Below are 14,509 nucleotides of genomic sequence, written 5' to 3' on the forward strand. Positions count from 1 at the left end.
ATGGACCTAAGCGATTTTTCCGCGAACAATGATCGCGATTTTGGGTTCTAGGTCATTGATTGGCACATTGGTTGCAACTACTTCTATTCGTCAGATCAAAACGAACTGGCAAAATTGAAATAAGGCAATCAACTGGGTCGATTGCCCAACCTTGGAAACCCCACAAACCGCCCTTCACGGTCGGCCCTTTTCTTACGAGGGATTGAAAATGATGAACGCTGTCTGCAACACCGAAGTTTTGGAATCGCGAATCGCTTCTCAAAATGAGAACACCTGTGAGAAACCACAGCTTTCTGATGCCGAGATCATGCGACGCGTCCGCGACATCCGCTCCAATTGGTCACTCTCCGAGCGTAAAGCTCGTCGTGAAGAAGCCGACCGTCGTTTCCAAAACCTTGTTGACACCCTATTCGCGGAAGCCGCCTAGGTGGCCCGCCATGGTGGCGACGGTCAATCCCGCTGGTTGATCACGGCTGGGTTCCTGCTGGCTCCATTGCAGGCAAAACAGCTGTCACTAAAAATCTGAGATGGGGAGAGATGTCCTGATCCTCCCCGTCTCACCCGGCGAATCTCATCGTGTATTTGGTATCACTGTGCTTTCGTTCTAGTCTTCGATTGCGTCAGCCCCATCGCCAGTCTCATCGATCGACTGGCCGACAAGGTTTCCGTGGTATCGGCACGCCTCAAGAAATGACTCCAATAGCACCAGGGCGGCTACAGCGTCGAGTCGCTTCTTATTCTTTTTTCGCGTCATCGATCCGGTCCGCAGTCTCTCTTTTGCTGCGGCGGTGCTAAAACGTTCGTCGAATAGACGGACCGGAAGTCCTGTTTCCTCGTGCAACCAACGCGCAAAAGTCCGGCTCTCCTGACTTTTCTGGCTCTCTTTGCCATCACAGTGAATCGGCAGGCCGACGACTAGGCCGACCAAACGTTCTTGCTTGACGAGTTCCCGAAAGTACTTCGCATCCAATTTTGGCGAACGTACGTTGTAAACCTCGATCGGGCTCGCGAGTGAACGCCCAGGGTCGCAAACGGCAACTCCGATCCGAACCGTCCCATAGTCAATCGCCGCAAGCCGCCCAGTCGACGGAAATTCAGAAGAAGATTCGCCAGATGCTGAATCCTGAGCTTCGTTCATCACTGATCAACCCAGTTGGCTGGGTGTTGGGTTTGAATCGCTTGAGAGACGAGTGCTTTGTTGCGTGCTACTTTAGACGGCACTAGCCACGGACCCCGCGTGGTAACCGGGCCGATGCCAGTCGGCTAAAAACATGCCGCCGAAAGTTCAACCGGAACGAGGAACTAGCCTGTCGCTTTGAAAGAGCTAACTTACGCCAGAGAGCCGCAATTGCTCTCCATGGCTGAACTCAAGATCTGGTCGCCTGCAGCGATTTCTGTTCACACCGCGTTTTGGGCGGCCCGATTGGCCAGATATGCTTTTACGGCATCAACCGGCAGTGGGATCCCACGAATTGTCCCATCGACAACAAGTTTATTCCCTACGACACCTTGGAACTCGGCAACGATCATTCGATTGCGTCGAGCCTTGGTCAAGCGGATCATAAGAATTAGGCGATCGCCGGGAACAACGACATCCCGAAACCTTGCGCCATCGACGCCGCCGAAACCGACCATTTCGGCACCCAGCAAGTCATGTTTCTGGGCGAAGAAACTCGACAGTTGTGCGACGGCTTCCAACTGAATGACGCCGGGCATGACCGGCATACCGGGCATATGACCTCGCACCCAAAACTCATCATGGGTGACGTCTTTATAGCCTGCACAACGCAGCGTCTCGACATCCTCGTACAGGATGCCGGTCAGGTGTTCCATTTCGTGACGCTGCGGATTCAACGCGCGAACGGCTTCCAAATCAGCAACCGGTTGGTCGTGATCGAGCAGCGAAAGGTCAACAATAAAGTCGTTTTTGGCCACGGCAATCGCTTCGGCAGAGAGGGTCAATCAAAGCGGTGGAAGGCTCAAGTTTTGATCTTTTTGCGTTTTGCTTTGCGCGCCTTGGCGTTCGCCGGACGGCGTCCGTGATTTGCTTTCTTCACTTTGTGGTGTGGCTTAGCCATCAATCAATCGTGTGTCAGAGTGTGGAAATGTGTTCGAAGACCGCAGAAAATACCAGAATTGGCCACTTCGCGGTAGGCTTACCGCTAGCGAAGTTGTCCGTATCTTAATTCGGGCTGCGGCTGCGAGACACTGTAGTCAGAACGACCGGTTGGTGCCGGAGAATCGAAACCCGTCTGACTTCGGGGGGATTCGATTTCCTCTGTAGTGGCAATCTTTCCCCGTGCCGTTTCATCGCGTTTTCGTTTGTACCAACTTTCACTCGAAGCCCCGGAGCCGAGGGAGTGAATTGCCATCGAGCGATTGGAATTCGAAGCTGGGGCAGAAAGCGTCATCCCCCCCGCCGCTGCTTGGGCATTTTGCCTCGACAGTGGCCCTGATAGGCTGGCTGCCCGCTGGTCGATCGAAGATCCCGGACCAATCAGACTCGCTTGCCGGATTTGTGCCTTGCCGGTGTTCGTTGATTCCGCCGAGGCAAGCGTTACCGAGCCACGACGATTCGACGCGACATAGCCTTCGACTGATCCGCTGCCATCAGAAACCCAGTTGAGCCAGTTTTCCTGAAGGTCTGACAACGACTCATATCCATAGTGCTTTTGCACGTTGCCGGTCCATGACCGAGATTGCATCCAGTCTTCGAGAAACTCAATAAATCGCCGCGGCCCTTGTTGTTCAACCAAGAACCGGCACACCGAATAGCCTTGGGCGTACATCGGCAACATGTCCTGGGGATACTCGGTCAACAGGAACAATCGGTTCATCGCGATCCCGCGATCGGTGCGCAGAAACTCTCGCAGTTTTCGTTCGTGTTTGTTGCGTTCGGCGGCGTGCTCCACCGTCGTACAAATACCTTCGTCGGCCCAGCGTGGCAGCGGTCGCCCAAAGTGGGTTGCCATCACCGTATGCGTGACTTCGTGGGGTAAAACGCTGTCAAGAATTCGCTCGGTCGTTCCGATCACTTCCATCCGAAAGTTGCTGACCGGACGAGGGTTGTACGTTGTGGCACCCTGGGCGGCCAATCGAGGTCCGCTGATCACTTTGATCGGGCACGGTTGGGGCCAGGGCGGCAGTTCTTTACCAAGCCAGTATTCGGCAAGCTCGCGACGGTACCGCTCGGCATGTGTCGCGACGGCATCCGCCAACGCTTGAGTGTCCGCTTCGACATAGAAATTCTGGCTGCGTTTCGACGCCGCGTCACTTGTTGTGACACCTGTCACAATACAAGCAAAGACGAGCCAGACGAAACTTCGGTGAAAGACCGAACCGATGACGCGACGACGTGCGGCGGCAAGACTGTTCGTTGCGCAATCGGCAACTGCTCGACCTACAGTGGCATCCATGCCGGAGGACTCCCGGTTTGTGTTCTGGCAACGTCATGCAAGCAAAGCCACATCCGTTGCGGCGTCTGCGAGCGACGTTTTGGGAGTCTAGGGATCAGGCCGAGTGACAGAAAGAGAAGTTTTTCAGGAATTGGCTCAAGACCAACCGTGCTGAATGACGAGCGGTTGCGAGCGAACCGTCCGTCCTCTGTCCTGCAAGTGACTTCAAGCGATGAACCAGCAGAGTCGACCGCCTATCCCCGCGATGCACGGGGGTTTGGCCGATTCTGACATTCAAACTTAGGCACCCATTTTGGCTTTCGTCCGAGCTTCTCGAAGGCCTCGGCTGAGGATATCACGTAGCATTGGCGAGCAATCTTCGTACTTCGTTTGATCGGGTGCGCCGTTGCTGTACTGATAAATCGCGTCGCGGGGTTTGACGCCCAAGGCGATCAACGAACTGCTGACCGTCCCGTAGTCTTTGTTGCGAACGACCATGCTCGGCCGACCAGGGCCGACCGGCGCTCGAGCAAAAACACGACTCGCCACGGCAAGGAATTTAACCGGCGAATCGAGCGTCTGAAGCGTCAGAAGTCGACGTGCCATACAGACCCGCTCGTCATCGGGATCGTTCAAGTTATGGTTGCCGATGATGTTCAGCCCAGGCTGAAGGTCGACTACTTCTTGACGCTGATCCGAGTAGATCGCATAACCTGATTTGGCGTCGGCGATCACGAGATTGCAGCCCTCGTACTGGGTTTCGGCAAGTTCACCGAGAGCCTTTTCGAGTGCACGCGATGCTGTCGTGCACCGCAACAAATCCATCGCAAGCGAGCCGCGTGAGCGTTGACCGAACAACGGCATCGCCGTCGCCCGGTTGCAAACCCCGACAAATAAGCCATTCTGATTCACACCAAGCCACGTACCGCCAGCTTTTTGATCGATCCCACACAGGACTCGGGGCTTTCCAGATTGGATCGAAGGCGTCAGACTTGGTCTGTCAAAATATTCCTCTCGATTGGCGGCAACAAGAATCGGACTTTCGGGGACCAATTGATACTGAACGGCCAATAAGCACATCGGGAACTTCTTTTCAAAGATCAGTTGGTTGCAATGAAACCGCGAACACTTCGTCGGCGTTTTGCCGCTCAAAGTCGTTCACGACGCACGCCAATCTATCTGCGTCACGCTACAACCTGCACCCCCTGACAGGGGGTTCGATAGGAAAAACCGACCTAAATTCGGCTCCAAGGATGTCCACGCTCACCACTGGGCAAGCTTTTCGGACAAACAGTGTCCAAAACACCACCCATTCTAGGGTACTCAAACATCCCAAATAACCTATTTCCAACCGGCACGTTCTCGATATTCGCGATGCGGGTTTCGTTCTCGTGTGAGTTTTGCTTGAGCTCGAATCTTGGCCGGTACTTATAGCACTCGCTATAGAAAGTTGGTCGACGCCTCCCCCTTGGTGCTCCGTTAACCTTTTAAGAATTCGGATTAGCCGCGGTTGCGGTGCAAAAACCGGAGCTAACGTCCGTCGGCTGACGAGCATGAGACCGGGTGATTATTCGGAAACCGTCGCCAACGCCATTCGGCTAGTTCTAAATGCACTGGAGCTAAAGCTAATCGTCCTCGCCATAGAGCATTGAGAATTGGAACAGTCCCGAGGAGTGCCCGTCGCTAAATTCAATGTTGTAAGCGTAAGTTCCTACCGGTCGCATCGAGACGATCTTTAGCGGTTGTGCCTCGGCGGCGGTTAGCACCGGCAATACCGGACGCGATTTCACTTCACCGCGTTTTTTTTCTCGACACGTCGCACACGGGCAAGATGCTCGCAATTTAGCAACGGTCCACCGCGTGACCTTCCCGTCAGACCATTGAATGACTATGGCGGTCTCTCCGTCGCGTGTAATGGACTCGGGGGTAACGTTCATTCGCTCTTCGTTTGCGGTGACCACCAGCGGTCGAGCTGCCTGCGCAGTTGCTCGACACGTGATCGATACTCAGTCTGGATCGCCAAGTTGACCTGTTCGTCTGGATCATCGTCCAGATCAAATAACTGAACCTGATCGACATAGTCTCCCCAAATCTTCCCTTGTTGGGAATGAGGTACGATCAGTTTGAATCGTCCTTGGCGAACCCATCGATAGGCAACATTCAAGTCGGGGCGGCCGAGTCGACTGGCATCCCCCGGATAGACCGCGCCGAAGACTGCACGTGCATCGAACTCAGTCGCTGTTGTTTGCTGCCCTGTTGCGATCGGCCAAAGGCTTTGGCCGGGGTATTTCGCCACTTCGATTGATTCAATTTGTGCGGTTGCTTCAAGGATCGTCGGAACGATATCCACACTGCTCACCAAGCAACTTTGTTGTTGCGGTCGTGTGACGCCTTGTTGATAGATGACGACCGGTGTCCGCAACCCGTTTTCGAAAGGCGACCGTTTACTCCGATGGGTGTAGTTGAAACCATGCCCATCGCGCATTGGTTTGGTGGCGTCGGGTCGAAAACCATTGTCGACCACCAGTACAAACAGCGTCGGCCGAGTTTGATACCGCCGTGTTAATTCGATCAACTCTCCAACGCTGGCATCGAATTGGCTGCACGCGGCATAGTAGGCCCTCAAGTGAGTTGGTACCGACTTGTCATAGCGATCGAAAAACGTTTTCGGGCTATCGTGTGGCAAGTGTGGCAAAAATGGCGCGTACCAGACGAATGCCGGTTCGTCGTTCGCTTGTGTCTCTCGCAAGAAGGTTTCGATCGGTCGCATGGTTTGTCGTCCGATCGCAAGTCCGGCGTCACCGTTGCCGTGGGCGACCCAATCACCGTTTGAAAGTTGCTTGTTGCCGTACTTAGCGTTGGGCTGGTACCGGCCCGTTGTCATGCCTTCGGTGAATCCGGCGTTTGACCAATGCCCTTCCCAATACTTACCGGTTTGCAAACATCGATACCCGGCCTTGGTAAGCATACGGGGCAATGTCGCTTGGTCTTCAATCAAGTGATCGGTCGTCGCCCGCGCGGTTTCATATTGCTGCCGATCCATCGTCCGCGTCAGCTTGGAAAACCCCGGAGGTGGATGATTGAAGAAAACACCATGTTGATGCGGATAAAGCCCGGTCAGCAACGTGACCAAAGAGGGCCGACAAACACTCGCAGGCACATAGCCATGTGTAAACACGGTGCCACGCTGGGCGAGTGCATCTAGATTCGGTGTCTGGACTACGGGATTGCCCATGAACCCGAAATCCCCGAAGGCCTGATCATCCGAGATGATTAGTACAACATTGGGTAGTCGCGGCGATTTCTCTTCTGATGATCTGACAATTCGTTGGGCTGACAGTGCGGCACCGAATTCAATCACCAGAAAACCAATCAGGAGCCACCGCATCGCACACGCCTCAGTTCAATTTATCTGAATTCTATTCACGGCAGTGCCAATTGGCTGACCCCAATTGAATGAGTCGAAGCCGCGGATGCTGATTTCGGTTTGGAGTTCAGCATCGGCCACATGAAATTCGCCACGCCTATGCCGCATTCGTCGTAGCGGAAACCGCCGTGGCAGAAACTGCCGACGGCCTGTTGATTTAGTCGAATGGAGCGATTCAAAGATCAGCCGACAGGCATTCGCCCAGGCTTGCGCGGAAGAACCGCTCGCGATCGCGTTTGCGGCTGATGAAAACAACAAGCCGTCGGCGAGTTCCGCTACCCTAAGTGCAACTTCAAACCAATCACTACGCGACCGCTTCGCGTGCTTTTTCTAGCAAGTCGATCCAAGGTCCGATGTAGTGGCCGTTGTCGTGAAAGGTGCGACCACTCACCAAATTTCCGTCGATCACGCAGGGAGCGTCGACAAAGATCCCGCCACAAACTTCGAGATCGAATTTGCATTTGGGCACGGTCGCCATCTTTCGTCCCCGAACGCAATCGGCGTACGCCGGTATTTCGACACCATGACAAACACTGGCGATCGGTTTGCCTTCGGCAAAAAAGTGCTTGGTTGCCCGTACCAAGTCTTCGTCGTAACGGATGTACTCGGGGGCTCGGCCGCCGCTGAAGAGAATCCCGAGATACTCCGCCGGATCGATTGCTGAAAACGCGACATCGGCTTCCAACGTATAGCCTTCCCATTCCTTGGTTATCGTCCATCCCGGTTTGACTTCGTGGAGGACCATCTGATAGCGCCGGCGTTCTGGGGCGGCAACGACCGGCTGGAATCCTGATTCGATCAATCGGTAATACGGATACATCGTGTCGAGCGTTTCGGTGGCATCACCGATGATGATCAGGACTTTCTCTTGAGACATAGCTATCGATCGCAAGCAATGGGGAAAACGAGTTCAGATTTCGCATGATGACCGATCGCAACGCCGTTTGCAGCGACCGAGCAGCAAAATTCATTGTTGATCGATCGTTTTGTCGAACGATGACAAAAAAAGCCAGCGGTCATCCGCTGGCTTTCGAATTTGATCTCTGAGCACCGTCGATTGGACGATGCCACCGATGGATGACTAAGAGTTTGCGACCTCTTCGGAGTCTAACTCACTGGCGTCATCGACCATCGGAGCTTCGTCGACCGGTGGTCCGAAACCACCTTCGGCCATGACCTTCCGTTTGATCTCATCGGCGACGTCGGTATTTTCGATCAAGAAGTTTCGTGCTTTCTCTTTCCCTTGGCCAAGGTAAGTTTCGCCATACTTGAACCATGCACCGCTTCGCGAAACGACTTTGTGATTCGTCCCCAAGTCCAGCAAATCACCTTCGTAGCTAATGCCGTTGGTGTGCATCATGTCGAACTCGGCAATTCGGAACGGTGGTGCGACTTTGTTTTTGACGATCTTTGCTTTGACGCGCTGACCGACCTGCTCTTCGCCATCTTTAAGGGCACCGATTCGGCGAACATCGATCCGGCAGGAACTGTAAAACTTTAGCGCCCGACCGCCGGGGGTCGTTTCAGGACTACCAAACATCACCCCGACCTTTTCACGGATCTGGTTGATGAAGATCACCGCACATTTGCTCTTCGCGATCGCACCGGTCAGTTTCCGCAACGCTTGACTCATCAAACGAGCTTGCAAACCTACGTGGCTATCACCGATCTCGCCTTCAAGTTCTTTCTTGGGAACGAGGGCGGCGACCGAGTCGATCACGATCACATCGACGGCGTTGCTTTTGACCAGCATTTCGCAGATCTGCATCGCCTCTTCGCCGCTGCCCGGCTGACTGACCAACAGCGTATCCAACTCGACCCCGAGCTTTTTGGCCCAGGACGGATCGAAGGCATGCTCCGCGTCGACGATCGCCGCGATGCCACCTTGTTTTTGTGCTTCGCCACAAACGTGCAACGCCAACGTCGTTTTACCGCTCGATTCCGGACCATAGATTTCGATGATCCGTCCACGCGGGATACCTTGTCCGCCGAGCGCCATATCCAACGACAAACTGCCCGTCGGAATGCCTTCGATATCTAAGTGAGTTGACGCTCCCAAGGGCATGATTGCACCCTCACCGAACGTCTTGTCGATCTGCTGGAGGGTGGTCGCCAATCCAGGCTCACGCTCCAAAACCGCTTTCAACTTTGGATCAACCTTCGGAGCCTTGCTGGTCGCTTTTTTCTTTGCCATCTTTTGCTTCCTTCTCTGCCACGTTGAAAAATGTCGGCGGTGATCTTATGGATAACACCGGTTCGCACCCCTTCCGTCTCCCTGGCACCCCCAGAGCGGACTGGTCGCTTCCACCGACTGTGAAACTTACCCGCGACTGCCAATAGTCACAACCAAACAAGCGTGGAAAACTTGTCGGCGACAGTAGATTTATCGCGTGCGCTTGGACACAACTGGTCATCGCACAACTTGAAGCCGCCGCGAATATTCTACGACCTCGCCAATCAGTCTCCCCCGACCGCTGAAAACCTCGACGCCTACGATCGCGTTTCCCGACGAGTGGTTCGTCACCTCTGGTTTGCTAGCAAACTCGCTCGTCAAGATCGCTGTTCAATCCGCTAGCGATGTGCGTGCGTGGTCGAATTTGGTAGGTTGCCAAGCATCCCGGCGGCTCAAACCAAACGGGCCGAATCGACTGGTTTATTCGCTGCTTCTTCAACGCCACTGACGGGCCTCCTTCACTTGTCCGAACCCGAACTCGACGTCGCTTCCATTCTCGGTTCCGAAGGCCGGATCGCTGCGCGGTTATCAGGTTACGAGGCTCGATCGCAGCAATTGGAAATGGCCGAAGCGGTCGCCAAAGCACTTCGAGCGGAACAACACTTGATCGCCGAAGCTGGGACGGGGACGGGAAAGAGTTTTGCGTATTTGGTGCCGGCGATCTTGCATGCCACCGGCGAGGCCCGCATCAAGTCCAACCCGGACGATGAGGATGGCCGCAAGCCACGGGTGTTGATTTCAACACACACGATCAGTCTACAAGAACAACTGATCGCCAAAGACCTGCCGTTACTCAATAGCGTGATCCCGCGTGAGTTTTCAAGCGTCTTGGTCAAAGGCCGCGGCAACTATCTTTCCAAACGAAGACTCGATCGCACGATGGCAAAGATGACTTCGCTATTGGGATCGGATCATCAGTTTCAGCAACTCAACAAGATCCGGGCTTGGACCAAAGACACCACCGACGGATCGTTGGCATCAATGCCGCTCCGGCCCGATCGCGAAGTCTGGACAGAGATCCTCAGCGATACCGGCAACTGCTTACGTAAAAAGTGCAATCACTTTCAGGACTGTTTTTATTTCAAAGCTCGACGTCGGGCTCAGAACGCCCAGTTGTTAGTCGTCAATCATGCGTTGTTCTTCAGTGACCTTGCTCTTCGCCGTGAAGGTGTTTCGTTACTGCCCGATTACGACGCGGTGATCTTGGACGAGTGTCATACGATCGAGTCCGTCGCCGGTGATCATTTGGGGCTGCGTTTGACGAGTGGCCAGTTCACGTATTTGTTTGATCGACTTTACAACGACCGAAACCAACGGGGATTGTTGGTAGACAAAAACCTGAAAGGGCTTCAGCAACTGGTCGATCGTTTGCGGTTTGCCCACAGTGAGTTCTTTGCCGACATTTTGGATTGGCAACGTGATCATGGCGGCTCGAACGGGCGCGTCCGCCGGCCAGACATCGTGACGAATCCTTTAAGCGAACCGATGGAGGAACTGGCGAAGAAGTTATCGCTGCAAGCTCAGGGGCAACGTGATGAAGCGGATCGTTTGGATTTCGAATCGGCACATGATCGTTTGGTTTTATTGTCGTCATCACTTGACCGCTGGATACGCCAACGCGACGAGGACACGGTGTTCTGGATCGAATCGACACCGACCCGCGGCGGCATGGATCGTGTCGAACTTTCTTCGTCGCCGATCGACGTCGGCTCTCAACTGCGTGAGTGTTTGTTTCAAAGCGAAGACATTCGTAGCGTGGTGATGACCAGCGCCACGATTGCCTCGGGTGACGACGATCGCTTCAGTTTCTTTCGTTCACGCGTCGGCCTGACCGGTGGGATGTCGGTTCGCGTGGGCAGCCCGTTCGACTATGCAACACAGTCAAAAATCGTCATCGTTCGCGACATGCCCGACCCCTCGCGTGAACGTGAGTTGTTCGAAAAACGACTTCCCGAACAAATTAAAAAGTACGTCGATCAAAGCCAAGGTCACGCGTTCGTTCTGTTTACCAGCTACGGACTACTGAAGCACTGCGCTGCCCGGCTCTCGCGCCACTTTGCCCAACAACAGTTACCGCTTTACACACAAGGCGGTGACATGAGTCGGACACAGATGGTCGACGCGTTCAAGCGAGCACCGGGAGTCCTCTTCGGGACCGACAGTTTCTGGCAGGGTGTCGACGTACCGGGCAAAGCGCTCACGAACGTCATCATCACCAAGCTTCCCTTTGCGGTCCCGGATCATCCGTTGCTTGAAGCCCGTTTAGAAGCGATCCGATCCGGCGGCGGAAACCCGTTTTCGGAGTATCAGGTTCCTGAAGCGGCGATCAAATTTCGCCAAGGCGTCGGTCGACTGATACGAACACGATCCGATCGAGGCATGGTGGTCGTGCTGGACCCTCGCATTCGCACCAAGCCTTACGGCAAAGTCTTCTTGGCTTCGCTGCCGTCTCAGCCCATCGAGGACGTGTCGATTCATTCGCACTCACGGTAGGGCGAGCGTTCATCGCTCGTGCTTCGCACTCTGAAATCAGGATTAGCCGATTGGCGTTCGCCTCGGTTTCGGTGCAATAACCGGGGCCCATGCCCGTCGGCTGATGAGCCGAACCCGAACATTTGGTCTCGACGGAGCACGAGACAGACGCCACAAACGAACAAAGCGTCCGCCGGTGTGACCGACGGACGCTTCATGATTTCGTTTGATTGGCCGAATCGATTCGCGGCGTGGTTACGCGACGCTCTTGACCAATTTGTTCAAGCGGCTTTTGCTGCGGGCGGCGGCATTCTTGTGAATCAAGTTCTTCGCGGCAGCTTGGTCCAAACGCTTGGCTGCAATTCGGAACTCTGTTTGTGCCTTTTCTGAATCGCCCGAAGCGACCGCTTCGCGAACACGACGAAGCTGAGTCCGCATGCGGCTGCGGATTCCTCGATTGTGAACGCGACGTTTTTCGTTCTGACGCAACCGTTTCTTTGCACTAGCGGTGTTTGGCATCTTTCTCTGTTAACTTTTGCCGGAAAGCGTGTTTATAGGTGTATTGATTTCGGATCGGTTTCAATCGAGCCGCGTAGTATGGCGATCTCGACGCGGCGTGTCCAGGGATAACTTTGCCAACCCGCCCGAGAGGGTGAGATTATTTTCACGCCTCGTGCGACGGCAGGATCGGTATTCGGCCTGTGAACTTAATCGAATTGAGCGGCTCAACGATCAGCCGACGGGCATAAGCCAAGGTTGCGCGAAAGAACCGCACGCTATCGCGATTGTGGCTGATTAAATCAACGAGCTGAATTTAGGATTAGCCGATTGGCGTTAGCCACGGTTTCGGTGCGATAACCGGGGCCAATGCCCGTCGGCTGATGACTCGAACCCGAACATTTGGCTTCGACCTCTCCCCTTCCCATCGGCGCCTTTTGACAGCAATTCGCACCAAATTGCTGTCGGAAAACAAAAATTCGTGCTCGCCTCGGCCGACACCCCTCCTGCCCCAACTGATCGTGAGTTGGTTCAATTGTGGGCATGAAACCCTACGTTTACCTCATCGGATCCGGGCCGGGTGATCCGGAACTGCTCACCCTGCGGGGGGCGGCGGCCCTGGCCGAATCGGATGTTGTCCTTTACGACGGACTGAGCAACCCGCGACTACTCGACCATGCACCCCAGGCGGAACACATCTGTGTTGGCAAGCACGGCCACTCTCGCATTTGGAAGCAGGACGAAATCATCGCGGAAATGCTCCGCCACGCCAGAGAAGGCAAAACGGTCGCCCGATTGAAAGGCGGCGACCCGGCCGTCTTTGCCCGCACGGCCGAAGAAGTCGACGCGTTGCTGGAAGCCAGCGTCACTTTTGAAATCATCCCGGGGATCACCGCCGCCCTCGCCGCCGGTTCCTATGCCGGTATCCCAATCACCCACCGCAAGTTTGCTTCGGCCGTAGCGTTGGTCACCGGTCACGAAGAACCGGGAAAGGCTGAATCGGCGATCGACTGGAACGCATTGGCCAAGTTTCCGGGAACGTTGGTCATTTACATGGGGGTCACGACCGCCTCGGTGTGGACCGAGGCACTGATCTCCGGCGGAATGGATCCATCAACTCCAGTCGCTTTGATCCGGCGATGCAGTCTGCCCGATCAACGGGCGATTCATTGCCGGTTATCGGAAGTCACCGAGCGGCTCACCCCCGCCCACCGCTTCCGACCTCCGGTGATCGCGATCATCGGCAAAGTCGCGGAGCTCGCCGAACCGATCGAAAAGCTGCGCGACCAGTTACCGCTAGCCGGTCAAACCATTGCCGTCACGCGACCTCGTGACCAAGCCGAATCGATGGCCGCGGACATTCGCGCCCGTGGCGGATACCCGATCATCGCTCCGGCGATCGCCGTCGAACCGATCGATGACTTTGGTGAAATCGACGGGGTCATCGACAACCTTGACCAGACCCATTGGCTGGTCTTTTGCAGCCGCAACGGGATCGCACCGTTTTTTCAACGGCTGCGTCAACGAAACATCGATGTCCGTCGCTTAGCGCACTGTTCGATCGCGGCTGTGGGCGAACGAACCGCCGAGGCTTTACAATATTTCGGTGTGTTCTGTGATCTCGTCCCTGATGATTTTAGCTCGGCCGGACTCGCCGACGCCTTCGCCGAGAAACTTGACCACCCCGCCGACACGCATGTCGTCATCTTTCGTGCCAACCGTGGCAGTGACGAGTTACCCAGCCGTTTGAAATCCGCCGGCGTGAAGGTGGACGAAGTTGTGACCTATCTCAATACCGACAGCGATCATCCCGATCCCCAAATGCAAAGCCTTCTCGAAGAGGGCAAGCTCGATTGGATCACGGTGACTAGCAGCGCGACCGCGCGAAACCTCCATCGACTTTATGGGACTTCGCTGAACCGAAGCCGCTTGGCCGCGCTTTCGCCAAAGACGGCTGCTGTCCTGACGGACCTCGGCTTGACGGTCGATGTCACCGCCGATCCCTACACGATTGATTCGTTGCTGAACGCACTCGAGAGGAAACGATGATCCCGAAACGCTATAAGAAAATGCATGAAGACTATCCTGACTTGATGCAAGCCTACGAGTCGTTTGGAAAAGCATCCAAAGAAGCCGGACCACTTTCAGATCGCGAAGTCGCCTTGGTCAAACTCGCGATCTCGCTGGGCGCCGGACTCGAAGGCGCCGCACATTCCCATTGTCGCAAGGCGCTCGAAGCCGGATGCACCTCCGATGACTTACGTCACGTCGCGTTGCTGTCGGCACCGACGATCGGATTTCCCACGATGATGCGAGCGAAAAGCTGGGTCGAAGATGTCATCGACAAGCAATCCTCTTAATGGCTGGTCTGAATCTGCATTTATGGTTAGCCACGGTTTTGGTGCAATAACCGGGGGCTTCAAAGCCTTTCGTCTAATCCCCAGCTTCAGATCAAACACGCCCTAGCCGCCGAACGGTGTTGAA

At 55.0% G+C, this 14,509-nt stretch carries 14 protein-coding genes; 4 read left to right on the forward strand and 10 right to left on the reverse strand.

Annotated elements, in window-relative coordinates:
- Positions 1-208 precede the first annotated feature (208 nt).
- Positions 209-427 carry a hypothetical protein gene (locus tag FYC48_RS03265; protein WP_149495228.1) on the forward strand — a complete coding sequence of 73 codons (219 nt, stop codon included), beginning with the start codon at positions 209-211 and terminating at the stop codon, positions 425-427.
- Positions 428-604: 177 nt separating this feature from the next.
- On the opposite strand, the gene ruvX is transcribed toward FYC48_RS03265, so the two are convergent.
- From ruvX to recA, 9 genes are all read right to left on the reverse strand, one after another.
- On the reverse strand, positions 605-1,138 hold the full coding sequence (gene ruvX / locus FYC48_RS03270; RefSeq protein ID WP_149495229.1) for a Holliday junction resolvase RuvX: 534 nt from the start codon (positions 1,136-1,138) through the stop codon (positions 605-607).
- Between the two features lie 260 nt (positions 1,139-1,398).
- Positions 1,399-1,935 carry a 3-hydroxyacyl-ACP dehydratase FabZ family protein gene (locus FYC48_RS03275; protein WP_149495230.1) on the reverse strand — a complete coding sequence of 179 codons (537 nt, stop codon included), beginning with the start codon at positions 1,933-1,935 and terminating at the stop codon, positions 1,399-1,401.
- 44 nt (positions 1,936-1,979) lie between these two features.
- Positions 1,980-2,078: a 50S ribosomal protein bL37 gene (locus tag FYC48_RS28760; RefSeq protein WP_390622102.1), complete on the reverse strand. Its 99-nt coding sequence runs from the start codon at positions 2,076-2,078 to the stop codon at positions 1,980-1,982.
- Positions 2,079-2,162: 84 nt separating this feature from the next.
- Entirely contained in the window at positions 2,163-3,416 is a 1,254-nt protein-coding gene (locus FYC48_RS28275; RefSeq protein ID WP_230779278.1) for a hypothetical protein, read from the reverse strand.
- A gap of 279 nt (positions 3,417-3,695) precedes the next feature.
- Complete coding sequence (locus FYC48_RS03285; protein ID WP_149495231.1) at positions 3,696-4,475, reverse strand: NRDE family protein; 780 nt, start codon at positions 4,473-4,475, stop codon at positions 3,696-3,698.
- Positions 4,476-5,020: 545 nt separating this feature from the next.
- Complete coding sequence (locus tag FYC48_RS03290; protein ID WP_149495232.1) at positions 5,021-5,332, reverse strand: DUF971 domain-containing protein; 312 nt, start codon at positions 5,330-5,332, stop codon at positions 5,021-5,023.
- Positions 5,329-6,630, reverse strand: a complete 1,302-nt coding sequence (locus tag FYC48_RS03295) for a sulfatase-like hydrolase/transferase (RefSeq protein WP_235034047.1) — start codon at positions 6,628-6,630, stop codon at positions 5,329-5,331. Before FYC48_RS03295 ends, FYC48_RS03290 begins: the two co-directional genes overlap by 4 nt.
- Before the next feature lie 496 nt (positions 6,631-7,126).
- Entirely contained in the window at positions 7,127-7,699 is a 573-nt protein-coding gene (locus FYC48_RS03300; protein WP_149495234.1) for a DJ-1/PfpI family protein, read from the reverse strand.
- Positions 7,700-7,903: 204 nt separating this feature from the next.
- Positions 7,904-9,016: a recombinase RecA gene (recA, locus tag FYC48_RS03305; protein WP_149495235.1), complete on the reverse strand. Its 1,113-nt coding sequence runs from the start codon at positions 9,014-9,016 to the stop codon at positions 7,904-7,906.
- Positions 9,017-9,517: 501 nt separating this feature from the next.
- Here recA and FYC48_RS03310 point away from each other — a divergent pair.
- Positions 9,518-11,548 carry an ATP-dependent DNA helicase gene (locus tag FYC48_RS03310; RefSeq protein ID WP_149495236.1) on the forward strand — a complete coding sequence of 677 codons (2,031 nt, stop codon included), beginning with the start codon at positions 9,518-9,520 and terminating at the stop codon, positions 11,546-11,548.
- 234 nt (positions 11,549-11,782) lie between these two features.
- On the opposite strand, the gene rpsT is transcribed toward FYC48_RS03310, so the two are convergent.
- Positions 11,783-12,046: a 30S ribosomal protein S20 gene (rpsT, locus tag FYC48_RS03315; RefSeq protein ID WP_149495237.1), complete on the reverse strand. Its 264-nt coding sequence runs from the start codon at positions 12,044-12,046 to the stop codon at positions 11,783-11,785.
- Positions 12,047-12,568: 522 nt separating this feature from the next.
- Here rpsT and cobA point away from each other — a divergent pair.
- Positions 12,569-14,074 (forward strand): uroporphyrinogen-III C-methyltransferase, encoded by a 1,506-nt coding sequence (cobA, locus tag FYC48_RS03320; RefSeq protein WP_149495238.1) that lies wholly within the window; start codon positions 12,569-12,571, stop codon positions 14,072-14,074.
- Positions 14,071-14,385: a carboxymuconolactone decarboxylase family protein gene (locus FYC48_RS03325; protein WP_200836526.1), complete on the forward strand. Its 315-nt coding sequence runs from the start codon at positions 14,071-14,073 to the stop codon at positions 14,383-14,385. The genes cobA and FYC48_RS03325 overlap by 4 nt, the downstream gene beginning before the upstream one ends.
- Positions 14,386-14,509: the final 124 nt, after the last annotated feature.

The sequence above is a fragment of the Roseiconus lacunae genome (assembly GCF_008312935.1).
GTDB classification, from domain to species: domain Bacteria; phylum Planctomycetota; class Planctomycetia; order Pirellulales; family Pirellulaceae; genus Stieleria; species Stieleria lacunae.